The organism is Aeromonas lusitana, assembly GCF_002812985.1.
Classification (GTDB): domain Bacteria; phylum Pseudomonadota; class Gammaproteobacteria; order Enterobacterales; family Aeromonadaceae; genus Aeromonas; species Aeromonas lusitana.
In genome coordinates this window covers 44435-68677 of the sequence record NZ_PGCP01000017.1, presented here as the reverse complement: position 1 = coordinate 68677, position 24243 = coordinate 44435, and the positions used below count along the sequence as shown (strand labels likewise).

The 24243-nt window shown below is 61.4% G+C and carries 20 protein-coding genes, 12 tRNA genes, 1 pseudogene and 1 riboswitch; of the genes and pseudogenes, 16 read left to right on the top strand and 17 right to left on the bottom strand.

What is annotated here, in order from left to right:
* Positions 1-3 precede the first annotated feature (3 nt).
* The 4 genes from CUC44_RS11950 (at position 4) to CUC44_RS11935 (ending at position 2899) form a co-directional block, all read left to right on the top strand.
* On the top strand, positions 4-531 hold the full coding sequence (locus CUC44_RS11950; protein WP_100860167.1) for a MotA/TolQ/ExbB proton channel family protein: 528 nt from the start codon (positions 4-6) through the stop codon (positions 529-531).
* 61 nt (positions 532-592) lie between these two features.
* The gene (locus CUC44_RS11945) at positions 593-1000 is read left to right on the top strand and encodes an ExbD/TolR family protein (protein WP_100860166.1); all 408 of its coding nucleotides are present in this window, start codon (positions 593-595) and stop codon (positions 998-1000) included.
* Positions 1001-1016: 16 nt separating this feature from the next.
* Complete coding sequence (locus CUC44_RS11940; protein WP_100860165.1) at positions 1017-1652, top strand: energy transducer TonB; 636 nt, start codon at positions 1017-1019, stop codon at positions 1650-1652.
* Positions 1653-1663: 11 nt separating this feature from the next.
* Positions 1664-2899: a tetratricopeptide repeat protein gene (locus tag CUC44_RS11935; protein ID WP_100860164.1), complete on the top strand. Its 1236-nt coding sequence runs from the start codon at positions 1664-1666 to the stop codon at positions 2897-2899.
* A 202-nt stretch (positions 2900-3101) separates the two neighbouring features.
* Here CUC44_RS11935 and CUC44_RS11930 read toward each other — a convergent pair whose 3' ends face one another.
* Entirely contained in the window at positions 3102-6137 is a 3036-nt protein-coding gene (locus CUC44_RS11930) for a glycosyl hydrolase family 18 protein (protein WP_425266316.1), read from the bottom strand.
* Between the two features lie 114 nt (positions 6138-6251).
* Positions 6252-6333: riboswitch (cyclic di-GMP riboswitch) on the bottom strand.
* Positions 6334-6627: 294 nt separating this feature from the next.
* Here CUC44_RS11930 and CUC44_RS11925 point away from each other — a divergent pair.
* Positions 6628-8778 carry an ExeM/NucH family extracellular endonuclease gene (locus tag CUC44_RS11925; protein WP_100860163.1) on the top strand — a complete coding sequence of 717 codons (2151 nt, stop codon included), beginning with the start codon at positions 6628-6630 and terminating at the stop codon, positions 8776-8778.
* 149 nt (positions 8779-8927) lie between these two features.
* Here the strand turns inward: CUC44_RS11925 and CUC44_RS11920 are convergent.
* The 6 genes from CUC44_RS11920 to gltX form a co-directional block, all read right to left on the bottom strand.
* Positions 8928-9003: transfer RNA gene (locus tag CUC44_RS11920), tRNA-Ala, on the bottom strand.
* A gap of 56 nt (positions 9004-9059) precedes the next feature.
* Positions 9060-9135: transfer RNA gene (locus tag CUC44_RS11915), tRNA-Ala, on the bottom strand.
* A 58-nt stretch (positions 9136-9193) separates the two neighbouring features.
* Positions 9194-9269, bottom strand: a tRNA-Ala gene (locus tag CUC44_RS11910).
* 63 nt (positions 9270-9332) lie between these two features.
* A tRNA-Ala gene (locus CUC44_RS11905) sits at positions 9333-9408 on the bottom strand.
* Between the two features lie 28 nt (positions 9409-9436).
* Positions 9437-9512: transfer RNA gene (locus tag CUC44_RS11900), tRNA-Ala, on the bottom strand.
* A 272-nt stretch (positions 9513-9784) separates the two neighbouring features.
* Entirely contained in the window at positions 9785-11200 is a 1416-nt protein-coding gene (gene gltX, locus CUC44_RS11895; protein ID WP_100860162.1) for a glutamate--tRNA ligase, read from the bottom strand.
* A gap of 248 nt (positions 11201-11448) precedes the next feature.
* Between gltX and CUC44_RS11890 the strand changes: the two genes are divergently transcribed.
* From CUC44_RS11890 to CUC44_RS11880, 3 genes are all read left to right on the top strand, one after another.
* Positions 11449-13551 carry a methyl-accepting chemotaxis protein gene (locus tag CUC44_RS11890; protein WP_100860161.1) on the top strand — a complete coding sequence of 701 codons (2103 nt, stop codon included), beginning with the start codon at positions 11449-11451 and terminating at the stop codon, positions 13549-13551.
* A gap of 99 nt (positions 13552-13650) precedes the next feature.
* Positions 13651-14313, top strand: coding sequence for a LysM-like peptidoglycan-binding domain-containing protein (locus CUC44_RS11885; protein WP_100860160.1), 663 nt, complete (start codon positions 13651-13653; stop codon positions 14311-14313).
* Between the two features lie 290 nt (positions 14314-14603).
* Positions 14604-14813, top strand: a complete 210-nt coding sequence (locus CUC44_RS11880) for a cold-shock protein (protein ID WP_005327092.1) — start codon at positions 14604-14606, stop codon at positions 14811-14813.
* Between the two features lie 595 nt (positions 14814-15408).
* Here the strand turns inward: CUC44_RS11880 and CUC44_RS11875 are convergent.
* The 8 genes from CUC44_RS11875 to orn form a co-directional block, all read right to left on the bottom strand.
* Positions 15409-15484: transfer RNA gene (locus tag CUC44_RS11875), tRNA-Gly, on the bottom strand.
* A gap of 24 nt (positions 15485-15508) precedes the next feature.
* Positions 15509-15584, bottom strand: a tRNA-Gly gene (locus tag CUC44_RS11870).
* A gap of 38 nt (positions 15585-15622) precedes the next feature.
* Positions 15623-15698, bottom strand: a tRNA-Gly gene (locus CUC44_RS11865).
* Positions 15699-15722: 24 nt separating this feature from the next.
* Positions 15723-15798, bottom strand: a tRNA-Gly gene (locus CUC44_RS11860).
* A 33-nt stretch (positions 15799-15831) separates the two neighbouring features.
* A tRNA-Gly gene (locus tag CUC44_RS11855) sits at positions 15832-15907 on the bottom strand.
* A 31-nt stretch (positions 15908-15938) separates the two neighbouring features.
* A tRNA-Gly gene (locus tag CUC44_RS11850) sits at positions 15939-16014 on the bottom strand.
* A gap of 36 nt (positions 16015-16050) precedes the next feature.
* Positions 16051-16126, bottom strand: a tRNA-Gly gene (locus CUC44_RS11845).
* Positions 16127-16303: 177 nt separating this feature from the next.
* On the bottom strand, positions 16304-16849 hold the full coding sequence (orn, locus tag CUC44_RS11840) for an oligoribonuclease (RefSeq protein WP_100860159.1): 546 nt from the start codon (positions 16847-16849) through the stop codon (positions 16304-16306).
* Between the two features lie 91 nt (positions 16850-16940).
* Here orn and rsgA point away from each other — a divergent pair, with 91 nt between their 5' ends.
* The 6 genes and pseudogenes from rsgA (at position 16941) to CUC44_RS11815 (ending at position 19901) form a co-directional block, all read left to right on the top strand.
* Positions 16941-17975, top strand: a complete 1035-nt coding sequence (gene rsgA / locus CUC44_RS11835) for a small ribosomal subunit biogenesis GTPase RsgA (RefSeq protein WP_167388883.1) — start codon at positions 16941-16943, stop codon at positions 17973-17975.
* A 30-nt stretch (positions 17976-18005) separates the two neighbouring features.
* Entirely contained in the window at positions 18006-18878 is an 873-nt protein-coding gene (asd, locus tag CUC44_RS11830) for an archaetidylserine decarboxylase (RefSeq protein ID WP_100860181.1), read from the top strand.
* The gene (locus CUC44_RS11825; protein ID WP_100860157.1) at positions 18875-19138 is read left to right on the top strand and encodes a VF530 family protein; all 264 of its coding nucleotides are present in this window, start codon (positions 18875-18877) and stop codon (positions 19136-19138) included. Before asd ends, CUC44_RS11825 begins: the two co-directional genes overlap by 4 nt.
* Positions 19122-19253 (top strand): annotated as a pseudogene (locus CUC44_RS20990) (VF530 family DNA-binding protein); the annotation flags it as partial. The gene CUC44_RS11825 and the pseudogene CUC44_RS20990, both read left to right, overlap by 17 nt.
* Positions 19243-19497, top strand: coding sequence for a DUF2960 domain-containing protein (locus CUC44_RS11820; protein WP_100860156.1), 255 nt, complete (start codon positions 19243-19245; stop codon positions 19495-19497). The pseudogene CUC44_RS20990 and the gene CUC44_RS11820, both read left to right, overlap by 11 nt.
* Positions 19497-19901, top strand: coding sequence for a hypothetical protein (locus CUC44_RS11815; protein ID WP_100860155.1), 405 nt, complete (start codon positions 19497-19499; stop codon positions 19899-19901). Before CUC44_RS11820 ends, CUC44_RS11815 begins: the two co-directional genes overlap by 1 nt.
* A gap of 196 nt (positions 19902-20097) precedes the next feature.
* Here the strand turns inward: CUC44_RS11815 and CUC44_RS11810 are convergent, their stop codons facing one another.
* The gene (locus CUC44_RS11810) at positions 20098-20427 is read right to left on the bottom strand and encodes a carboxymuconolactone decarboxylase family protein (RefSeq protein WP_100860154.1); all 330 of its coding nucleotides are present in this window, start codon (positions 20425-20427) and stop codon (positions 20098-20100) included.
* 112 nt (positions 20428-20539) lie between these two features.
* Between CUC44_RS11810 and CUC44_RS11805 the strand changes: the two genes are divergently transcribed.
* Positions 20540-21463, top strand: a complete 924-nt coding sequence (locus tag CUC44_RS11805; protein WP_100860153.1) for a cupin domain-containing protein — start codon at positions 20540-20542, stop codon at positions 21461-21463.
* Positions 21464-21526: 63 nt separating this feature from the next.
* On the opposite strand, the gene CUC44_RS11800 is transcribed toward CUC44_RS11805, so the two are convergent.
* The gene (locus tag CUC44_RS11800) at positions 21527-22021 is read right to left on the bottom strand and encodes a hypothetical protein (RefSeq protein WP_100860152.1); all 495 of its coding nucleotides are present in this window, start codon (positions 22019-22021) and stop codon (positions 21527-21529) included.
* 169 nt (positions 22022-22190) lie between these two features.
* On the opposite strand from CUC44_RS11800, the gene CUC44_RS11795 reads away from it, so the two are divergent.
* Positions 22191-24167: a putative bifunctional diguanylate cyclase/phosphodiesterase gene (locus CUC44_RS11795; protein WP_100860151.1), complete on the top strand. Its 1977-nt coding sequence runs from the start codon at positions 22191-22193 to the stop codon at positions 24165-24167.
* The last annotated feature ends 76 nt before the right edge of the window (positions 24168-24243 follow it).

Below are 24243 nucleotides of genomic sequence, written 5' to 3'. Positions count from 1 at the left end.
CCCATGTGGTTCTGGTTGATTGAAGAAGTCGAGTCGGTCCGCCGGTTTCTGGGATTGGGGGGCGATGTACTGGTCGCCCTGTTCTTCCTGACCCTGATGATGTGGGCCCTGTTGCTGGAGCGCTGGTTCTACTTCATGACTGTCTACCCCAGGCAGGTGAAGCAGACCAAGGCCGCCTGGCTGGCCCGCAGCGATCACCTCTCCTGGTCGGCCAAGCAGATCCGGCGCGAGCTGGTCTCAAGGGTTGCCATGGCGGTGGACAAGGGAATGCCGGTCATCAAGGTGCTGATCGCCCTCTGCCCGCTGATGGGGCTGCTCGGTACCGTGGTGGGCATGGTGCAGGTGTTTGACACCCTGGCCATCACGGGCACCGGCTCCCCAAGGGCGATGGCCTCGGGCATCTCCAAGGCGACGGTACCGACCATGGCGGGCATGATTGCCGCCCTTTCCGGCCTGTTTTTTGTCAACCAGCTCGACCACAAAGCCAAGCTGGCGGTCGAGAAGCTGGAAGACAACCTGAAACACGGTTAATGCAGGATGCACGGGCCAGGCGCACGCCGCCTGGCCACCAGTTAAGCAAGGAGTTTTTGCCATGAGAAAACGTCACAGCGACAGCGGTGCCGAAGAGGCGGCCATCGATTTGACCCCCATGCTGGACATAGTGTTCATCATGCTGATCTTCTTCATCGTCACCACCTCGTTCGTCAAGGAGTCCGGGGTGGAGATCAACCGTCCGAGCGCCAGCACGGCGGAGACGGTGAAGAAGGGGAACATCATGGTCGCGGTTCGCGAGAATGGTCAGGTCTGGGTCGACAAGCGGTCCGTCGAAGTGGGCGCCGTGCGCGCCAACATCGAGCGGCTGCGGGCGGAGAACCCGGAGAGTGCCGTGGTGATCCAGGCCGATACCGAATCCCGCTCGGGTCTGGTGGTCCAGGTCATGGATCAGATCCGCATGGCCGGTGTCCAGAACATCTCCATCGCGGCGAGCAAGAGCAGCTGATGCCGGAGCGAGCACCATGAGATACCTGATAGCGATAACGGTCTCCTGTGTGGTGGTGTTCTTCCTGTTTCTGGGAATGAACAAACTCATCACGCCGGATCACCGGGAGTTGACGGAGAGGGAAGACGTCACCATGACGGACTTCATTCGCCTCAAACCCCAGGAGACCCTGCAAGAGAAACAACGCGAGCTGCCCAAGCCGCCTCCCCCGAACCGGCCGCCTCCCCCTCCGGAGATGGAAGTGGCCAGCACGGACAGGCCGCAGATGGAGAGCTCGTCCATGGACATGCCCAAACTCGACATCCCGGTCAACATCGGCGGTGGCAACGCCCTCGGTGCCTACAGCACGGGTGGCGGCGGTGGCGGCATGGGGGGCAACAACGGCGCCATTCCCATGGCGACCTTCGAACCCATGATGCCCCGCAAGGCAGCCCTGGCGGGCCTGGCGAGCGGCAAGGTGGTGGTGGAGTTCACCGTCACCGAGCGCGGCACCGTCAGCAACGTGCGGATCGTGAAAGAGGATCCGCGCAGCTATGACCTCGGCAAGGAGGCGCGCAAGACCATCGCCAAATGGACGTTCAAACCGGCCATGGTCGATGGCAAGCCGCAAGCATCCCGCATGCAGCAAGAGATCGAGTTTGCGGTCAACTAAGGAAGGTGGCGATGAATAAGTTACGTACCCTGATCCTCGCCCCGGTCGCCATGGCGGTGCTGCTTAGCACCGCCAGTTGGGCCGCCGAGCAACCCGCCCTGTCCGATCGCGCCTACCGCGCGGTCAACAAGGCCCAGGCGTTGATCACAGAGAAGAAATACGGCGAGGCGAATGCCAAGCTGCAGGAGGCGCTGTCCGGCGTCGGCGAGCGAGTCTATGACAAGGGGGTGATACTGCAGACCCTGGGCTTCGCCGCCGCCCAGCAGGAGAAATACAGCCAGGCGACCAAGTACTTCGCCGATGCCATCGCCACCGGCGGCCTGCCGCAACCGGTGGCCCAGCAGGTGCGCTACAACCTGGCCCAGCTCTACATGGCGGAGGGCAACTTCAAGGCCTCCATCAGCACCATGAACCAGTGGTTCGCGAGCCTTGGCAAGGACGAGAAGCCCACTCCCCACGCCTACATCACCCTGGCCAACGCCCATGTGCAGCTCAAGCAGTACAAGGAAGCCATACCGGCGGTGGATCAGGCCATCAAGCTGTCGGGGGGCAAGGCGCCCGAGTCCTGGTACCTGCTCAAGATGGCGGCGCACTACGAGCTGAAACAGTACAAGCCGGCGACTGAGGTGCTGACCGCCCTCATCGACAAGTACCCGGAGAAGAAGAAGTACTGGACCCAGCTCTCCGCCATGCACATGCAGGCGGGCAACGACGCCAAGGCACTGGCGGCGCTGGAGGGCGCTTATAACCTCGGCATGCTGACCGAGGCCAACGAGCTGCAGCGTCTGGCCAACTATTTGGCCTTCGCCGGCATTCCCCATCGCGCCGCCCGGGTGATGGAGAAATCCATGAAGGAGGGAACCATAGAGAGCAACGCGGCCAACTACAAGACCCTGGCCAACTACTGGCATCAGGCCAAGGAGCTGGATCCGGCCATCGATACCCTGGCCAGGTCCTACAAGCTGGCCCCGGATGCCGAGCTGCAGCTCAAGATGGCGCGCATGATGATCCAGAGCAAACGCTATCAGGATCTGGTGGCGCTGGCCGCCAAACCCGCGGCCAATGCCAACGGTGAACAGCGCGCCGATCTGAAGTTCCTGACCGGGGTGGCCTATTTCGAGCAGCAGAAACCGAAGGAGGCCCTCTCCGCCTTCAGTCAGGCGGCTCAAAACGGCAACGTCAGTGGCCGCGCCTCCCCCTGGATCAACTTCTTGAAGGAACAACAAGGTGGCGCCGTCACCCAGTGACGGCCCAGCAGGGAGATCCCCTGCCCTGCCTCCACGACACACGGGGCCTTGCCCCACCAGTTGCCTTGGTGGCACATTGGCCGCTCCTCGGAGCGGTCTTTTTTATGGCCGTTTATCACGCGAGCTCCCCATAAAAAAATCCGGAGCCAGGCTCCGGATTTGTCGTCTCTACAGGGCATCAGAAAGATGCCGCTTCGTCATATCAGTAGTTGCACACCAGCTTCCAGCTGCCGTCGCCCGCCTTGGGCTCGGAGCTGGTCCACCAGTTTGCCTGCCACACCGCCTTGCCATTGGTCACGCGATCGTTGGCATTGGCGTGATCCCCCTGCGGCCAGCTCGGATAGGCCGGATAGCTCGCCGGGTTGACGCTCTGGCTGCTGCAGGTCGTGCCACCGGTACCGCCATCACCGCCGCCCGTGCCCACGACCGCCTCGGCCAGGGCCGGGAAGTCAGCCTTCAGACCAATGGTCTGAGTACCGACAATCAGGCGCACGCCGCTCGGTACACCCGCCGCCGGCAGGTAGTAGGTCATGGCCACTTCGACGTCAGAGCCCGGCGCCCAGGCCTTCCAGGTCGGCAGCGTCATGGCCACCTTGTGGAAGTCCTTCTCATTGGCGATGCCGTCGGAGTTCTGGTTGCCACCGCTCTCGACCACCTTCAGCCCCATGCCACTCTGATCCGTGATGGTGTCAGAGGTGGAAGTGGGCACCAGGAACTCGATGCGAGTGCCGCCCGGAATGGTCTGGGTCGACTTGTTGGTGAGTTTCAGGGTCGGGTTGATCGGGTAGTTCGAATCCCCTTCCTTGAAGCCGGTCAGGCTCACGCCGATGTCGAGCTGGGCCGCCGGCGCCGGCAGATCGTTCTGCTTCAGGTTCGCCTTGCTCGCCTTGCTGAACTTCTCATACGCCAGGCTGGTGAGCGTGCTGCCCATCACATACTCGTTCTTGGCCGGATCGAATGCATAGTCCCCTGCCATCTCCCAGAACATGACGCCCCCCAGACCCCGCTTGATGATGTAGTCCAGCTTCTTGCCCATGGACTCTTCATCTTCGGTGGAGAGGAACACCTTCTTCTGCTCGTTCCACAGCCAAGGCGCCTGCGCCTTGTCATCGTAGTAACGCACGTACTGACCCTGGATCACGTCAGCCGGATCGTTGGGATCCAGGCCCCAGGCGGTACCATAGCTCGGCAGGGTAGTGATGCCGAGGCTGGCCGCGTGCTCCAGGTTCTTGGCGTGCCACATGGGCACGGCACCGGCGCCGACTTCCTTGCCGTTCTTGTCCAGATCGTGCCAGATGTTGTCGATGCCGACCGCCCCGTTACCGCAGGGGATGGTGCTGCCACCGGTGCCCGGCTGGCAGTTGCTCTGGCTCGGCAGGGCTGCCTTGCCGTTGAGACCATGAGTCCCGCCGGTCACCCCTTGCCAGCCACGGGTGTAATAGGGCACACCTATGTTGATCTTGCCGGCCGCCAGGGCGCCACGGAAGTAGTGGGCCGCCCAGGCCGAGTTCAGGTAGCCGATGGCGCCGTACTGGGCCTGGCTGTAGACACCCCACTGGGCCAGCTCAGGATCCGCCTTGTTGTCGAACAGGGCGGCGTTGTGGGCCACGAAGTTGTTCCAGGCACCGTGGAAGTCATAGGTCATCAGGTTGACGTAATCCAGATACTGGGTGACCTGGAAGTTCTCCATGCCGCGCAGCAGATAGGCAGACGCCGGCGAGGCGATGGTCAGCATGTATTTGCGACCATCCTCGGTGCCGGCATTGTCGAGCCGCGTGCGCAGGGTCTTCATCAGCACTTCATAGTTGGCAAACAGCTTGGCCCGGCACTGGTTGGAGAGCGGGAAGTCGTTGGGATTGCCCGCATCCTTCATGGAGGTGGGGTATTCATAATCCACGTCCACCCCGTCAAAGCCGTACTGGCGGATGAAGCTCACCGCCGAATCGGCAAAGGCGTTGATGCCGGCGGTGTTCACCGAGCAGTCCCCCTTGGTGGTGGCGGTGTAGAAGCCACGGGTATCGGCCCAGCCCCCAACGGAGATAAGGGTCTTCACGTCCGGATACTGCTTCTTGTACTTGGAGAGCAGGTTGAAGTGACCCTGATAGGCGAACTCGGGATCCATCTCGGCGCCCGGCACCCCGCTCCAGGTCATCTTGGTGGCGGCATCGTCCACCTTGATCAGGTGGCTCTGCTCATCGACCCCGGCGAAGGCGTAGTTGATGTGGGTGATCTTGTCCCAGGGAATGTCGTTCACCAGGTAGGCGGGCAAGCCGTTCTTGCCGGTACGCCAGGAGGTGAAGTAGCCGATGACGCGGCGGGCGTGGTCATCCCCCATGCACTCGCTGCCATCGGCGCGATAAACCTGGCGAATGTCGCAGGAGAGGTTGCCACCGGTGGGCGGCAGGGCCGCCTCTTCCACCTGCACATCCACCTGAGTAGATTCGCCGACCAGATTGGCCTTGTCGGTGGCCACCAGTTTGAGACCGGCAACCCCCTTGTTTTGCGGCGTCCAGTTCACCTGCCAGGGGGCGCTGGTGTCTTCGCCCACCTTCTGGCCATTCACGAACAGCTCGACCTTGGCCACGTCGTTGTTGGCGTCGGTGACATTGCCGCTCACCGCCGTGCTGCGACCCAGGGTCACCTTGGCACCGGCGGCCGGGCTGGCGATGCTCACCTTGGGTGCCTCTGGCGCCACCACGGCGCTGACGTTGAAGCTGGCACTAGCCTCGCCGAGTACCTTGCCATCCTTGTCCAGGGCGCGGGATTTCAGCTGATGGGCACCGACACCACTCGCGGTCCAGCTCGCCGACCAGGGGGCCGCGCTGCTCACCGCGACTTGGGTGCCATCGATCAGGTACTCGACCTTGACCAGGGCGCTGCTGTTGCCGCCAAGAGTCACCGCCAGGGCGACCGGGGCGCCTTCGTTGAAAGCGCTACCAGCGGCGGGCGAGCCGATGGCCAGCGTCATGCCCGGCGTCGTGCTGCCATCGGTGAACGGTTTCCAGGCATCGGTCCAGACGGTTCCCACCCCGGGGGCATAGTGATAGGCCGAGGCCCCACACCAGCCGGAGTAGGGGAATTCCTTGCACTCATAGAGGGAGCCTGCGTTGCTGACGACATCGCCAGCCTTGTAGGCGGTACCGGCCTGATAGGCGGGATAGGCGGCCTGCGCCCAGGCGGGCACGGCCGCGAGGGCAACCAGCATGGCGAGCCTGCTGGGCCTGAGGATCTGTTGCATCTTGTTATCTTCCTTGTTGGTCTTGGCTTTTAATGACCGGGCAAAGCACAACAGCAACAGGCGAAATCGGGTCGACAACAGGCCATGGACGGGGCCACATACCCTCATGTCACCCTGGGGAGCCCCGCTCTCTGTCATCGCTGACAGAGCGGAGGCTTTGCGTCCCGGCATCACTGCCGGTTTGCCCTTTACCTGGGTTCCGTGAGGAACAGCCCGAGTATAGGAAGCAAGTCAGCAACTCTCAATCTTCATTCTCAAAGAGAAATATGTAAACGCCGCCGCGCTCACACAATTTCAGTCTAGATGGAATGATATTTTTATCATTAATTTCATATCGTTAGCTGTGTCATAAAAATAGAAACAGCCTCTTTTGCTTCCCCATAATGTGCGCTGGTTCACTGGTATGAGCAGCCAGAAGTGTGACAATGCGCGCCCTTGGTTCAGGCACCAAGGCTATGGAAACACTGGCAAAAATAAAAAAGGAAACACAATGAAAGGTACCCCTACCCTGCTGTCACTGGCCGTGGGGCTCGCGCTTGCGTCCCCGTCACTCCAGGCTGCCGGCTTCAGTTGCCCGGCCGACAGCGCCCTCACCCCCATCCCCGCCATTCAGGGCACTGGCGACAAGAGCCCCCTGGTCCCGGACGGTCTGTTCGAGAGCCCCCAGAGTGTCTCGGTCAAGGCCGTGGTCTCCGCCCTCGGCGAGGGGGTGAACAAGGGCTTCTACCTGCAGGATCTGCAGGGGGATGGCAATCCCCAGAGCTCGGACGGCATCTTCGTCTTCCTGAATGACAAGAACTTCGCGACCAAGTACCCAGGCATCAAGCCGGGGGCCGAAGTCTGTCTGGAGGCCAAGGTCGAGGAGTATTACAACCATACCCAGCTCAAGCCCGTCTTCGACAGCGGCACGCCCCGTCTGCAGGTCGTGACTCAGGGCACTGTGCCTGCCGCCGTGCCGCTACGGGTGCTGGAGGGGGAGACCCTGGCCCAGGCGCTGGAGCGCCACGAGGGGATGCGGGTACGGCTCGATGCCGGCAGTGAGCTGAAAATCAGCCGCAACTTCAGCTTCGACTATGCCGCCAAGCGCAACAACCTGGTGCTCTCCCACCTGGCGCCCCTGGTGAAACCGACCCAGCTGCACGTGGCGGGCAGCGACCAGGCCAAGGCATTGGCCGAGGCGAATGCGGACAACCGGGTGTTCCTCGAATCCGACGTCAAGGCCACCGATGGCAAGCTGCCCTGGCTGCCCGCCTGGGAGCCGGAGCAGGGGTATCTGCGCATCGGCGATGCGCCGGTCAACCTGGAGGCGCTGGTCGGCTACAGCTACAACGAATACCGGCTGATAGTGCCAAAAGAGCAGGCCATCACGGTCGGCGATCTGCTACGCACCGATGAGCACGATCGCCAGAGCGCCCCGGCCCGCACCGCCGGTACGGATCTGCGGGTCGGCAGCTTCAACGTGCTCAACTACTTCACCAGCCACTCCAGCGTGGGCGGCGCCCTCAACGTGCTGTGCGCCGATCAGGCAGATGCAGACAGTGCCAAGGGCTGCAACCGCGGCGCCAAGAGCCTGGAGGACTTCCAGCAGCAGCGCACCAAGATAGTCAACGCCATCACAGAGATGGACGCAGACCTGCTCGGCCTGATGGAGATGGAGAACAACGGCTTTGATGACCACTCCGCCATCAGCGACCTGGTCAAGAGCCTCAACGCCCAGCAGAAAGATGCCAGCCAGCACTACGCCTTCGTCAGCCTGCCCAAGGCCATGCTCGGTCAGGAGCGCTTCTTCGGTGGCGACGCCATCATGGTGGCCATGCTCTATCGCCCGGCCAAGCTGACCCCGAGCGGGGACGCCAGCGTGATCCTGCTGCCGGAGCAGCGTTACACCGTCGGCGGCGTCGCCAAGACCGCCGGTCAGCGCGACTCCCTGGTGCAGAGCTTCACCGTGGCAGGCAGCAAGGATCCCCTGACCCTGGTGGTCAACCATTTGAAATCCAAGGGATCGGGCTGTTACGAGAACGGAGACGGCAAGACAGAGCCTGCGGATCTGCAGGGCAAATGCACCGAGTTCCGGGTCAGCGCCGCCAAGGTACTGGGGGAAGCGGTGAACAAGCTGCCGGGCCAGGTGCTGCTGGTGGGGGACTTCAACTCCTACGCCAAGGAAGACCCGATCCGGGTGCTGACCGACTATGCGCCGGCCAGCAGCGATCGCAAGATCCGCTCAGCTTCCCACACCTTCATCGGCGAGCAGGCATATGAGCAGCTCGGCCAGGAAGTGGGCAAGAGCTATGGTCTGGTGGACCTGAACGTCAAGTTCAACCAAGCCAAGGCCATCTCCTACAGCTATGAGGCCGAGCTCGGCACCCTGGACTACGCCCTCGCCAACCCGGCCCTGGCCAAGAAGGTGGTGGCCGTCGCCGACTGGCACATCAACTCCTACGAGAGCAACCTGTTCGAGTACGGCCGTGGCTTCACCGGCGACATGATAAAGTCGGACAATCCGTTCAGCGCCTCGGATCACGATCCCATCATCGTCGATCTCAAGCTGCAGGAGCCGAGCAAGGACGGCGGTGGCGGTGCCATGGGCGCCCTGCTGCTGGCCCTCTTGCCCCTGGCCTGGCGCCGCCGACATATCTCATAATTCGTGCGAAATAACGAAAAAAGCCCGCGGCAGTCGCGGGCTTTCTCATTTTGGTCATTTGATTTGTAAATACAAAGGCGTTGGCCATGAAAAAAACAAATGCCTGAACAAACAAAAAGGCCACCGTTATCACGGTGGCCTTCAGTATTTGGTGGAGCTACGCGGGATCGAACCGCGGACCTCTTGCATGCCATGCAAGCGCTCTCCCAGCTGAGCTATAACCCCAAATTTTACTCTTTGAACAAGCGGTTCTGGCGGCCGCTTGTCTTACTGCTAAATAGTGGTGGAGCTACGCGGGATCGAACCGCGGACCTCTTGCATGCCATGCAAGCGCTCTCCCAGCTGAGCTATAACCCCGAAATCTTTACTCTTTAGACAAGCGGTTCTGGTGTCCGTTTGCCTCACTGCGAAATAGTGGTGGAGCTACGCGGGATCGAACCGCGGACCTCTTGCATGCCATGCAAGCGCTCTCCCAGCTGAGCTATAACCCCACAAAGGTCGGCCTGGGTGATACACACCGCACTGCCCTGGGTACTTCATTTCAATCAGGAACCTGGTGGAGCTACGCGGGATCGAACCGCGGACCTCTTGCATGCCATGCAAGCGCTCTCCCAGCTGAGCTATAACCCCTTGGATTCCAGATTGTTCGAGGAGAATTTGGTGGAGCTACGCGGGATCGAACCGCGGACCTCTTGCATGCCATGCAAGCGCTCTCCCAGCTGAGCTATAACCCCAACTCACCTCGGCGCTACCAAAGTTATCTCTGGCAACGGAGGCGCATGATAGGCATCACCCGCTTTGCTGTCAACCCTAAAATACCACCGGCCGGAGCGTTTAGTCAAAAATCAGGCAGTTCGTTGTTTTTACCAGCAACCGCGTCGCTATCTCCCTGTTTTATGTCACAAATCCGACTGAGGCTCAAAAACGAAGGGCCCCCATTCGGGAGCCCTTTTGAGTCATTCACAGCGGCTTGTTCGGCCGCCTGGGAGACCGACCGGCAGCGAGATTACTCTGCGGCCATGCGCGCTTCGATATACGCAAGCGCGCGATCGATGCGAGCCAGCACCCGCTCCTTGCCCACCAGCGCCATCACGGCGTCGATGGCCGGGGATTGGCCGAGGCCGGTGACGGCGACGCGCAGCGGCATGCCAACCTTGCCCATGCCCTGCCCCAGCTCGGCGGCAGTGGCTTCGATCAGCTCGTGCAGCGCCTCCGTGGTCCAGGTTTCGAGGGCGGCCAGCTTGGTCTTGGCCAGGGTCAGCGGCTCTGCGGCCACACCGCGCAGGTGTTTCTTGGCGGCGGCTTCGTCGAGCGCTTCGTACTCCTCGAACAGGTAGCGGCTCTGGGCGGCGACTTCCACCAGGGTATTGCAGCGCTCGGCCAGCAGGGTCACCACGTCGGACAAGGCCGGGCCCTTGCTGGTATCGATGTTCTGGGCGGCCATATGCCACTCAAGATACTTGGCCACGTGCACCGGATCCTGGGTGCGCATGTAGTGGTTGTTGAGCCACAGCAGCTTGTCGGTGTTGAAGGCGGAGGCCGACTTGGAGATGGCGTCCAGGCTGAACAGCTTGATCATCTCGTCCAGGCTGAAGATCTCCTGATCGCCGTGGGACCAGCCCAGACGCACCAGGTAGTTCAGCAGGGCTTCCGGCAGATAGCCGTCATCGCGGTACTGCATCACGGACACGGCGCCGTGGCGCTTGGACAGCTTGGCTCCGTCGTCACCCAGGATCATTGAGACGTGGGCAAACTCCGGTACCGGCGCGTTCAGGGCCTTGTAGATGTTGATCTGGCGCGGGGTGTTGTTGATGTGATCTTCGCCACGCACCACGTGGGTGATCTCCATGTCCCAGTCGTCCACCACCACGCAGAAGTTGTAGGTGGGGGCGCCGTCGGTGCGGCGGATGATGAGATCGTCGAGCTCGGTGTTGGCGAACTCGATGCGGCCACGAACGTGGTCGTCAAACACCACTGAGCCTTCGGTCGGATTGCGGAAGCGAATAACGTGGGGCGCATCGGCCGGGTGATTGTGGGCGGCATCGCGGCACTTGCCGTCATAGCGCGGCTTCTCGCCGTTGGCCATCTGGCCTTCGCGCAGGGCCTCCAGCCGCTCCTTGGAGCAGAAGCACTTGTAGGCACGACCATCGCCCAGCATCTCGTCGATGATGCCGTTGTAGCGATCGAAGCGCTTGGTCTGATAGTAGGGGCCCTCATCCCAGTTCAGCTCCAACCATTCCATACCCTCAATGATGGCGTCGATCGCCTCCTGAGTGGAACGTTCCAGATCGGTATCCTCGATACGCAACACGAACTCGCCACCCTGGCTCTTGGCAAACAACCAGGAATAGAGTGCGGTACGGGCACCGCCGACATGCAAAAAGCCGGTCGGGCTGGGAGCAAAACGGGTTTTGACTTTCATCTTTAAGCCTTGTGTAGAGGGCCTTGGGCCAATTCGTTAAAAACCGACGCATTTTAGCACCGAGAAACCCGGATGGGAAAACCATGGCGTAACCGGGGAGAAAATAGGGCCAAGGGACATAAAGACCACTATTTATGAGTGGGATCTCAGAAGCGGGTTCATTTTTCCGCTTAGCTAGTGAAGAACGCTGGAGAAATCTTCCGCCCTGCCGATAAATCAAACAACTTAGACCCTACAAGGAACGCAAGATGCAGTTTCGTTCTATTCAGAATCGCATCCTGGTGATGGCGGGGATCGCCATGACCACGGCACTGGTCATCCTGATCCTGCTCAACCAATACTCGGGCAAACAGACCCAGACCCTGACCATCAGCTCCAGTCGCGCCGCTCTGCAGCAAGAGGCCTGGCAAAAAGTGAGCGCCAACGCCCGCGCCGAGGCCGCCACCATCACCCAGCTGCTGCAAAAGGGGCTCTCCTACACCCAGCAGATGGCCAGCGTCTTCGCCCTGCAGCAAGGGGGCAAGCTGCCGCTCGATCGCCAGCAGGCCACCGACCTGCTCAAGGCCCAGCTCAGCCTGGAACCCCAACTGTATGGCGCCTTCGCCGGTTTTGAGCCCAATGGTTTTGACGGCCAGGACGCCCTCTTCGCCGGTCAGACTGCCCTTGGCAGCGACAGCCAGGGCCGCTTCGTGCCCTACTTCTACCGCGACAAGGACAGCATAGGCACAGACCTGCTGCTCTCCATCGAGAAGAGTGACGCGGACGAGTTCGGCAACCCGGCCAACGACTACTACGCCTGCCCGAAACGGGAGGGGCGCTCCTGTCTCATCGATCCCTTCAAGGTGGACATCAACGGTCAGCAGGTGCTGGTGAGCACCATCACCACCCCTATCCTGGTGGACGGTCAGTTCAAGGGAGTCGCCGCACTGGACTTGGCGGTGGACTCCATCAGCCGCCAGGCCCAGTCCCTCAACAGCAACATCTATGACGGCAAGGGGGAGACCCTGATCGTCAGCGCCGCCGGCGTCATCACAGGCACCAGCGGCGACGCCAGCCTGCTCGGCAGCCGCGCCGACAAGCTGCTCGGCGACGGCTGGCAGCAATACCTCAAACCGGAAGTGCAGCGCCAGGAGCTCACCGATGCGTTTCGCATCTCTGTGCCCATCGCGGTGCCGGGCATGAGCCGCAACTGGGCCATCATCGTCACCCTGCCCTACAAGGTGGTGCTGGCGGGGGCCGACGAGCTGGAGGCCCAGCTGGCCGACATGAACCGCTCCGCCATGACCCAGCAGCTGGTCGGTGCCTTGCTGGTGCTGGTGCTGGCACTCGCCACCATGCTGGTGATCGCCCGCAGCATCACGGGCCCCATCCGCCAGATGGTCAGCCTGGTGGATGACATCGCCGACGGTGAGGGGGATCTCACCAAACGCCTCAACACCCAGTCCCAGGACGAGCTGGGGGCCCTGGCCCGCGGCATCAACCGCTTCATCGACAAGCTGCAGCAACTGCTCGGGGACGTGCAGAAGACGGCGAGCGAGGTGCATCGCCACGCCGGTGACACCGACCGCATCGCCGGCCAGACCGACAGCAACCTGCAACATCACCAGGCGGAGATGGAGCAGATGCTGACCGCGGTGCAGGAGATGTCCTATGTCAGCCAGGAGGTCGCCACCCACGCAAACAACACGGCCGACTCCGCCAAGCAGGCGCAAGGGGCGGCGGATCAGGGCAAGGAGCGCTTCCAGCGGGTGATCCAGTCCATGCACAAGGTGGCTGCCGAGGCAGGCAAAGGCGCCGAGGTGGTCGAGGGGCTGGCCCACGACAGCGAGCAGATCACCAGCATACTCACCGTCATTCAGGGCATCGCCGATCAGACCAACCTGCTGGCGCTCAACGCCGCCATCGAGGCGGCCAGGGCCGGCGAGCAGGGCCGCGGCTTCGCCGTGGTGGCGGACGAGGTGCGCAAGCTGGCGGGCAACACCCAGCAGGCGGTGCAGAACACCCAGGAGCTGATCGAGAAGATCCGCCACAGTTCGGCCAACGCGGTCAACGCCATCCAGCAGAGCCAGCAGCTGACCCATCAGGCGGTGGGCGAGGCGGATCTGGCGGAGGCGGCGCTCGACAGCATCTTCCAGGCCATCGCCACCATCAACGACATGACCTACCAGATAGCCTCAGCCGCCGAGGAGCAGAGCTCGGTTTCCGAGACCGTCTCCGGCAATCTGTCAAAAACCAACGCACTGGCCAACGACATCGCCGAGGACGCGACCAACACCGCCAAAGCGAGCCAGGCCTTGCGTCAGGCGGCGGAGCGTTTACAGCAATTGCTGGGACAATTCCGTCTCAGTTGATAATTTTCCTCCTCTGGACTCTCCCCCTCGGGGGCGAGTCCGTTTACCATAGGCGGCATATTTGCCTGATGGCAGGCAATGTAGTGAGAGGTAAATGCCGTGCCCACCCCGGACCGTCGCCCACGAGGCCATAACAGACGAGCCCAGCAGCGTCGCCAAGACGAATCACAAGGAACCCTGCTCCATCGTATCAATGCCGCCACCCTGCCCCTGCGTCAGCGCCTCGGGCAAGGCATGAGCGGCCTGCGCAACAAGGAGGCCAGAACGACCTCATTCAAGCTGGCCAGCCCGCTGCCGCGCAAGAACACCATAGGTCTGCTGATACTGATCCCGCTCTGGCTGATAGTGCTTGCCTGGAATCCCGCCCCCACGGCGCCCGCCGCCGCGCCGTCCGGCTCACTCGCCGTGCCGCTGGCGGTGCCGGCCCAGGCCCTGACCGTGGGTAACGGTAGCATCGGCAGTGCGCCGGTCGCCGCCACACCGGTGGAAGAGAAGGTGGACGGTACCTGGCTGCAGCACGACGTGCAGGCCGGCGAGACCCTCTACTCCATCTTCCGCAAGTTCGAGTTGCCAGGGGCCGAGCTCAGCCGGCTGATCGCCATCGAGGGGCCGGATCGGCCGCTGACCCGATTGCAATCCGGCAAGTCGGTGTTCGTGCTGGTAGACGCAGGTCGCCGCATCCAGCGGGTCGAGATCCGCTCCCTCGGTCAGGTGAACTATCGCTACGATCGCCAGGGTGAAGGTTTTGCGCTCAAGGAGTGATGAGCCCCGACGAGACACGAAAAGGGAGGCTGACCAGCCTCCCTTTTTTTTGACCAACAGCCTGAAACCGGCCGCTGGCATCACAATACTTCTAGCTTGCTCAAAAAATGAAAAGTGCCAAATTGACAAGGGATCGACCTTACGTACAATCGTTTGTGCTTTAGACAGGGATTGTACTGCATGCGACTGGGACAAATTGACGTGGTCAGTCATGAATCAGCCCCTGCACTCTAGGCAAATGCTGCCCAACAAGGCTTAGTTTCATTATTGTTATAGATAGGACTTACCACATGTCTGACATTCGCACCGGCCAAGTAAAATGGTTCAACGAAACCAAGGGTTTTGGCTTCATCGAGCAATCCCAGGGACCGGACGTTTTCGTTCACTTCTCCTCCATCCAGAGCACAGGTTTCAAAACCCTGGCTGAAGGTCAAAAAGTCCAGTTCACCGTGACCCAGGGCAAGAAAGGCCCTCAGGCTGAGAACGTCACCCTGCTGTAAGCAGTGCGCGTGAACCCGTAGGAGGAGATCAGCTCCTCCTATTTTTTGCCTGCATTTTTGCCTCAAACCCTTGCCCCATTTGCCCTCGCCCTGCCCCTCGGTACGCCCGCTCTTGATGACCCGCAGTTTCCACCGGCTCTCTATCACGCCCCGACATGCCCGATCCGCTAAAGATGCGATAAGTTTAACCAGTATAAAAATCCAATAAACTCACACCCAACAGATGCAGTAGAGTAATTTTGTTAATTTATAAGAATAAACAACCAACAATATCGATATTGGTATTGGTATTGGTATGGCAGATAGTATGCGGGATGTCGGAATCGAGAGTCACAGCTATTGGCTGACGTGGGTCACGGATGCGGGACATCTTCACCCAGGATACGGGTTTGAAGATCATGCAAAGGAGATCAGGAATACGAAAACAGGATCTGGGTACGACAAGCGCGATGGGCACGGGAAACTATACGAAAGGCTATCCGACGCAAGCATGCATGGATCGTGCCCTACCAACTGGTAGTGGTAGTGATGGTGCTGAGATACGGAATTCGTGAATTTGGAGGAGAGATTGAATTCGAAGGATTCGAAGAGAGATTGGAGCGGGAAACGAGACTCGAACTCGCGACCCCGACCTTGGCAAGGTCGTGCTCTACCAACTGAGCTATTCCCGCAACAGGATGTCGTCTGCACATGATTGGAGCGGGAAACGAGACTCGAACTCGCGACCCCGACCTTGGCAAGGTCGTGCTCTACCAACTGAGCTATTCCCGCAACGGAATATCATCTGCAGCACTTCGATAAGACAAATTTGGAGCGGGAAACGAGACTCGAACTCGCGACCCCGACCTTGGCAAGGTCGTGCTCTACCAACTGAGCTATTCCCGCAACAGGATGTCTTCTGCACATGATTGGAGCGGGAAACGAGACTCGAACTCGCGACCCCGACCTTGGCAAGGTCGTGCTCTACCAACTGAGCTATTCCCGCATCGGAATATCATCTGCAGTACTTCATAAAATTTGGAGCGGGAAACGAGACTCGAACTCGCGACCCCGACCTTGGCAAGGTCGTGCTCTACCAACTGAGCTATTCCCGCAACATAGGTTGTCTTGAGGCGTGATGATGATTGGAGCGGGAAACGAGACTCGAACTCGCGACCCCGACCTTGGCAAGGTCGTGCTCTACCAACTGAGCTATTCCCGCATCGGAACATCATCTGCTGCACTTTAACGAATAAAGTGGAGCGGGAAACGAGACTCGAACTCGCGACCCCGACCTTGGCAAGGTCGTGCTCTACCAACTGAGCTATTCCCGCAATACCTTAAAACAGGCCGTACAGCATTTGGTTGCTTGCGCTACTGTACGGGAGCCGAATTATAAGAGCAGTCATTCCAATTGCAAGGGCTTTTTTGTCACTGTGCGGCCGTTCGCTCAAAAGCTGTCCGAACTGCCGATTTTAGCAACCGACCGATGCCAAGCCCTTGCCGGCAACTCAGATTTTGAACACGTGAGCGCGGTAGAACTGCAACTCGGCGATGGATTCGCGGATGTCGTCCAGGGCCTGATGGGTGCCGCTTTTCTTGAACTGATCCAGCAGTTCCGGCTGCCAGCGACGGACCAGCTCCTTGATGGTGCTGACGTCGACGTTGCGGTAGTGGAAGAAGGCTTCCAGATCCGCCATGTGCTTGACCATAAAGCGGCGATCCTGGCCGATGCTGTTGCCGCACAATGGGCTGGTGCGCTCCGGCACCCACTCCTGAATGAACGCCAGCGTCTCGGCGATGGCCTTGGCCTCGTCATATTCGCTCGCCTTGACCCGTGCCACCAGACCGCTCTTGGTGTGGGTGTTGACGTTCCAATCGTCCATCTTGCCGAGCTCTTCATCGCTCTGGTGAATGGCGATGACGGGTCCCTCGGCCAGCACGTTCAGATCCTTGTCGGTGACTATGGTGGCGATCTCCAGTACCACGTTTTGCTCGGGGTCCAGACCCGTCATCTCCATGTCGATCCATACCAGGTTCTGCGCGCTGACTGTCATGATTACTCTCTCTATTGGGAGGAATGGCGGAATTTTGCCAATTTGCATGTATCATACTGGCTTTGAATCTGTTCATAAACTGGCGAATCGAGTGGCAAAGAAAGCAAAACTCAATCTGGGTCAACAAAGGCGCGTCCAGGCCAACCGCGAGCGACGGCTGCAAAAAGATCACGCAACCGTGGTCGATGACACCCTGTTTGGCCCGGCCATCGAGGGGGTGGTGATCAGCCGCTTCGGTCAGCATGCGGACGTGGAGGCCACCGACGGTGCCATCCACCGCAGCAACCTGCGTCGCAGCAGCATCAGCAGCCTGGTGTGCGGCGACAAGGTGGTCTGGCGTCCCGGTCTCAATGCCGCCACAGCCGGCGTCATCGAGGCGGTTCACCCGCGTCACTCGGTGCTGACCCGGCCGGACTTCTACGACGGGGTCAAACCCATCGCCGCCAACATAGACCAGATCATCATCGTCTCGGCGGTGATGCCGGAGTTTTCCACCAACATCGTCGACCGCTACCTGGTGGCCGCCGAGGACGTGGAGATCCAGCCGCTCATCGTGCTGAACAAGGTGGACATGCTGGATGCCGCCGCCCGCACCCGCATCGAGGGCCAGCTCGCCCCCTACCGCAAGCTCGGCTATCAGGTGATCCTGGTGAGCTGCGAGAGCGGCGAAGGGCTCGATGAGCTCAAGGCCCAGTTCGAAGGCAAGATCAGCATCTTCGTCGGCCAGTCCGGGGTGGGCAAGTCCTCCCTCACCAACGCCCTGATGCCGGGGCTGGACGTGCTCACCGGCGAGATCTCGGAAAACTCCGGGCTCGGCCAGCACACCACCACCACGGCGCGGCTCTATCACTTCCCAAGCGGCGGCGATCTCATCGACTCCCCCGGGATCCGTGAGTTCGCGCTCTGGCATCTGGAAGCGGATCGCATCACCTGGTGCTTCGTCGAGTTTCGTGACTACCTGGGTGGTTGCAAGTTCCGCGACTGCACCCACAAGGACGATCCCGGCTGTGCCCTGCGCGCGGCGGTCGACCGCGGCGACATCAGCGCGGATCGCTTCCACAACTATCACCGCATCCTGGAAACCATGCAGGAAGCCCGCCACGGTCGGCAACAAGCCCGACTGTGACCCATTCAACGAATTCTGTAGATGAAGAACATGAGCATCACTGACAACCTGAAAATTGCCGGTCAATACTGCCTGCCCAAACACGCCGTCTCCCGCCTGGTGGGCAAGCTCGCGGCCGCCGAGGCCGGTAACCTCACCACCAAGGTGATCGAAGCCTTTATCAAGCAGTACCAGGTCGACATGAGCGAGGCCCTGCACGAGGACCCGGCTCACTACCCGAGCTTCAACGCCTTCTTCACCCGCGAACTCAAGCCGGGGATCCGCCCTCTGGTGGAAGATGCCATGACCCTGGCCCTGCCGGTAGACGGCACCGTCAGCCAGCTCGGCCCCATCCATCAGGGCCGCATCATCCAGGCCAAGGGCCACGACTACAGCGCCCGCGAGCTGCTGGGTGGATTCGATGATTTGGTGGCGCCGTTCAAGGATGGCGACTTCGCCACCATCTACCTGGCACCCAAGGATTATCACCGCATCCACATGCCGCTGGACGGCGTGCTGGAGAGCATGGTGTTCGTGCCAGGCGATCTCTTCTCCGTCAACCCGCTCACCGCCGAGAACGTACCGAACCTGTTCGCCCGCAACGAGCGGGTGGTCGCCACCTTCCGCACCCCCCATGGTCCCATGGCGCTGGTGCTGGTCGGTGCCACTATCGTCGCCAGCATCGAGACCATCTGGGCCGGCAACATAGCGCCGACCAAGCACAAGGAAGTGGTGCGCTGGGACTACACGGTCGATGAGGCCATCACCTTGCAAAAAGGCGCCGAGATGGGCCTGTTCAAGCTCGGCAGTACCGTCGTCTGCCTGTTTGGCCCTGGCATGCTGGCGGGCTTCGAGCCCCATCTGGCCAATGGCGTGACGACCCGCATGGGACAGCCCTTCGCCAAGCTGGCTGCAACAGAATGAGTGACCAGCAAGGCGCCTCGCAGCCGAAGAATCCACTGCATGGGATGACACTCGAGGCGATTGTCACCGCCCTGGTGGCCCATTACGGCTGGGAAAAACTGGGTCAGGAGATCAACATCCGTTGCTTCACCCAGGATCCCAGCATCAAGTCCAGCCTGAAATTCTTGCGAAAAACCCCCTGGGCGCGGGAAAAAGTCGAGAGCCTCTACCTGTCCGTCCAGCGCAAGCAAGCGAAACAGGCAGGATCCCACAGTGTTTAAGTCCAGCCTGACGTTCTTGCGCAAGACCCCTTGGGCGCGGGAGAAGGTGGAGAACCTCTACCTCTACGTGTTGCGCAAACAGTCCAAACAGAAGGAAGGCCCAGATGGCGTTTAAAATTACCTACACCTACAACAAGCAGGCCAAGGAAATCGGCTACGCCAACGACAAGTTCAACAGCATCTATGATGCGGTGGCCGCCGCCGAGGGGATCAACCTCGCCAGCTTCCACGCCATGGAGGCCCAGCTGGCCCAGGTCTGCCGCCGTGACAAGAAGAGCGTGAAGGACTACCGGGAGAACTACTTCAAGGAGCTGGGTTTCTCCAACATCGTCATCGAACGGGATGGCCAGGAGTCATGATGCGCACTCTCACCCTGATGACCGCCTCCCTGCTGCTGGCGGCCTGCAGCACCCCGACCCAGCACCTGGTGGGCAACGATCAGGATGCCCACGGTTGCCGTGCCAGCGCCGGCTATCAGTGGTCGGCATTGACCAACCAGTGCGTGCGCCTGTTCGAGCAGGCCATCCGCCTGCAATCCCTAGAGGCGAGCGAGACCGGCAGCGCCTTCGTGCTGTTCAACGCCGATCAGAGCCAGGCCGAGCTGACCCTGCCACGCGGCGAGCCCATCCGGCTCCTGCGCCAGGGGGAAGAGGGCAACTGGTCCTGGCAAGGGGCTGGCTACCAGCTCTTCCCCTGGAAGGGCTATCTGCTCAAATCCGGCGAGCAGGCGCTGTTCCACGGTGACAGCGGCCTCGCCCAATAAGCGGACTGCATGACCCAGCACCCCCGGCCTCTGCCGGGGGTGCTGTTTTTGGGGCCTATGGGGCGCGAGACATAAGCAGCCCGCCCACACAAAAGAGCCACACCCAGGGGTGTGGCAAAGGCAGGCTTGGTACATCTAGGGTCTGTCTGGCGATCACTTGACTCGCGAGGAAGGGAGGGCCGTCGGCCCGGGTGCCTCAGCGGTCGATGGCGTCCAGCACCCGGGCGGAGTAGACCATGGCTGCGCCGGTATTCATGGCGATGGCGACGCCGAGGGCATCGGCGATCTCGGCCCGGCTGGCCCCCTGCTTGAGGGCAGATTCGGCATGCACAGCGATGCAGCCGTCGCAACGGGTGGTGACCGCCACCGCCAGCGAAATAAGCTCGCGGGTCTTGCCATCCAGGGTGCCGCCCTTGCTGCCGGCGGATGAGAGCAGCTGATAGCCCTTGAGGGTATCCGGGCTCAGGCTGCCCAGCTCCATCACGCGGCCGGTCAGCTCTTTACGGTATTGGTTCCAGTCTTGCATCTTGACTCTCCTCTGGGATGAACGGGCCCATGCCGGTTCGATGGAGCCAGTATTGCATCGAGGGGTGATTCATTTAATACTTAAAAGACGCAAATAAACACCAAATAGAATCATGAACGACATAGACCAGTTGATTGGCCAGGCCGGGATCCGCGGCTCCTTCGATGTGCGTTGCCTCTACCGCGGCGGCTTCGCCCTGCCCCACGAGCAGAGCCCGGCCGGGGTGATGCCGTTTCATCTGTTGATGAAGGGCGAGCTCAAGGTCCGCACCCAGCCGGGCCAGGAGCTGGTGATGCAACCCGGGGATCTGCTGCTGCTGCCCGGTGGCGAGCCCCACACCATCTGGCGGGATGGAGAACCCCTCGCCGATACGGAATCCGCCGACGGCGTGCTGCCCACCCGCAGCGATGGCGGGGAAGAGGTGGAGTTTCTGTGCGGCGAGTTTCACTACCAGGGGCCCCTGCGCCCCCTGCTGCTGGACGCATTGCCGAGCCCACTCTGCATCCCCTTGCTCACCAGCGAGTCCCGCCAGGCGCTGACCCTGGTGCTGGCGCTGATCCAGCAGGAGCTGGCCCGCGAGCAGCAGGGCTCAGGCGCCGTGCTGACGGCCCTGAGCCAGGTGCTGCTGGCCATGGGGCTGCGCGCCCATGCCAGCGATCCGCACGGTGCGCTCGGGCTCATCGGTGCCTTGCAGGATGCGAGGATCGGGCGCTCCCTGCAGGCCATGCTGGCAACCCCTGCCCATCCCTGGAGCGTGGACGAGCTGGCGACCCTGGCCGCCATGTCCCGGGCCACCTACTTTCGGCACTTTCGCCAGCGGCTCGGCTGCAGCGTCTGGGAGTTCATGGTGCGGGTGCGCATGGTGCGGGCGGGGGAACTGCTGCGCCAGCCGGATCACCTGCCCATCGGCGAGGTGGCGCAGCGGGTCGGCTATCAGTCCGAGGCGGCCTTTGCCAAGGCCTTCAAGCAGCTGACCGGGCTGGCTCCCGGCAAGTTTCGCCAGCAGGGACTCGCGGCGAGCACGCCTCAGGGATAAAAAAATCCCGTTGCAAGCAACGGGATTTTTTGTGCGCATCGCCGAACGGCGGATGGCGCCAGATCAGTTCCCCAGAGTGGAGAACAGGCTCTGCTCCAGGCTGCCACGGGAGACGCAGACCGGGGTGATGGAAGGCGCCAGCACGCGCTCGCCTGAACCTTCAACGAAATAGAGCTGGGTGTTGCCCTTGACGTTGACGGTGGCCACGCTGTTGTTGCCGCTCTGGGTGATGATCAGGTTGATCTGCAGATTGGGGTTGCCCAGGGCGACCTTGGAGCCCATGGTGCCGCAATCCAGCCACTCCAGGCCATCGGCCGAGTTCTCGACGTTGGCAGTCATCAGGCCGGAGCCACGCTGGCTGTTCTCGATGTTCAGACCGTGATCGCCAAACCACTTCTCGGCGCGGGCCCACACCAGATCGACCGGGATCTGCATCTCCTGGGTATTGTTGGTCGCCTTGGCGACCGGCGGGGTATAGCGATATTGCTCGCCACCGTTGTTGTCACTGGCACAACCGACCATCAACAGGGCCAGTGCGCCCCCCATTATCTTCTTCATGCTGCTTCTCTCGTCCATAAGGCCACCACAGGCCAATCGGCGGCTATTATGGGGCTCGCGACACAGGCTGTCAGCAGGGATCGACACAAATGGATCATCCTTAACCCAGGCTTTACAAAATTGGCCTGTTATCATAGATTTGCTCGAAGTTTCCCCCGTGAGTGCTCACGTGAATTCTTCGCTCTCCCTGGCGCTGCTGCAGCAGATCATCGACCAGTTACCCATGAATATCTTCTGCCGCGATGCCAGCGGACGGTATCTGTTCGCCAACCGGGTCTTCGCCAGGGAGGCCGGGCTGCTGCACCCCAACGAGATCATCGGCAAGACGGATGCCGAGATGCCCTGGGGTGACATGTTCAGGGAGGAGGATCAACGTCTGCTGGCCGAGGGCCAACCTCTGCTCCACCAGCAGCTGCACTGCCACAGCGGTGACAGCACCAGCTGGATGGAGATCCACAAGGTGCCGCTCTATGACGAGGCGGGCGAACCGCTCGCCCTGTTCGCCATGGTCAGCGCCATCGATCAGCGCAAGGAGCTGGAGCAGACCTTCCGCCAGCAGCAACTGCTGCAACGCCGCCTGCTCGACGCCATCCCCGACCCCATCCGACTGGAAGATCACCAAGGCGTGATCATCGACTGCAATCAGGCGTTTCTCGACTTCATGGGGTTGACGGCGAGCGAGGCCATCGGCCAGCGCGTCTCCGCCCGTCTGTCTGCCGAGCAGACCATGGGACGGGGAGAGTATTGCCTGATGGATGCCCACGGTCAGGGCCGCCATCTGGAGGTGACCCGGGTCGACGTGCCGGATGGCGATGGCAACTCCCTCGGCATCCTCACCCTGAGCCGCGACATCACTGGGCTGCGCACCACTCAGGCCCAGTTGCAACAGGAGCAGCACTACGACAGCCTCACCGGCCTGCTCAAGCTGTCCCATTTTCTGCAGACCAGCCGCCACCTCGGCGCCCGCAAGGCCAGCCTGCTGCTGGTCGATCTGCAACACTTTCGCGAGATCAACGATCGCTTCGGCATCCGGGTCGCCGATCGCCTGCTGAGCCAGGTGGCTCGCCGCCTGCAACGGCTGGCACCGCCCCACTCCCTGCTGTGCCGGGTCGCCGCCGACGACTTCGCCCTGCTGCTGCCCGAGCTGAACATCCCCTTGAGCGACTGGAGCAACAACCTGCTGCGGGAGCTGATGGTCCCCTATCAGGTCGAGGAGCACAGGATCCAGATCCCGGTCTTCCTCGGCATAGCCCATGGCAAGGCCAACGACGCCGAGCGGCTGCTGAGCCACGCCGAGGCGGCGCTGGCCCAGGGCAAACGCCAGCAGCAGCACTGCACCCTGTTCGACCCGGAACTCGACGCCAAGCTCAAGCGCCGCCAGCTGATCGCGGCCCAGTTGCCGCTCGCCATCAAGTCAGCCGAGCTGACCGCCGTCTACCAGCCCATCATCAGCACCCACGGCAATCAACTGCACGGGGCCGAACTGCTGTGCCGCTGGCCGCACCCCGTCTTTGGCATGATCTCCCCGGACGAGTTCATTCCCCTGGCGGAAGAGCTCGGCCTCATCGGCCAGCTCGGCCAGTTGATGCTGGAGCAGGGCTGCGCTCAGCTCGCGCAATGGCAGCTGGCGGCGCCGGATCTGGTGCTCTCCATCAACCTGTCACCGCTGCAATTTCGCGATCCCGAGCTCTGCTCCCAGATCTTCGCCTGCATAGAGCGCCATGGGCTGGCCCCCTGGCAGCTGGAGCTGGAGATCACCGAAGGGGTCTTGATGGAAAATGCGGACGAGATAGAGAGCAACCTTGCGAACCTCATCGAGGCCGGTTTTCACCTCGCCATCGACGATTTCGGCACCGGCTACTGCTCCCTGGCCTATCTGCCACGGCTGCAGGTGGCGACCCTCAAGCTGGACAGAAGCTTCACCCAGGAGCTGGTGACCAACCAGGCCACCACCGCCATAGTGCGTTCCGTCATCGGCCTGGGCCACGAGCTCGGCATCAGGATCACCGCCGAGGGGGTGGAGACGGTGGAGCAGCAGGCCTGGCTGGTTCAGGCGGGGTGCGATCGGCTGCAGGGCTTCCTGTTCAGCCGCCCCCTCCCCCCCGAGGAGTTTGCCCGCAGCTACCAGTTACTCGTTCCCCACTGACATTCACCCAGCAAAAAGGCCACATGATGTGGCCTTTTTGTTTTTACCACCCTCTCTCTGGGAGAGGGTTGGGGTG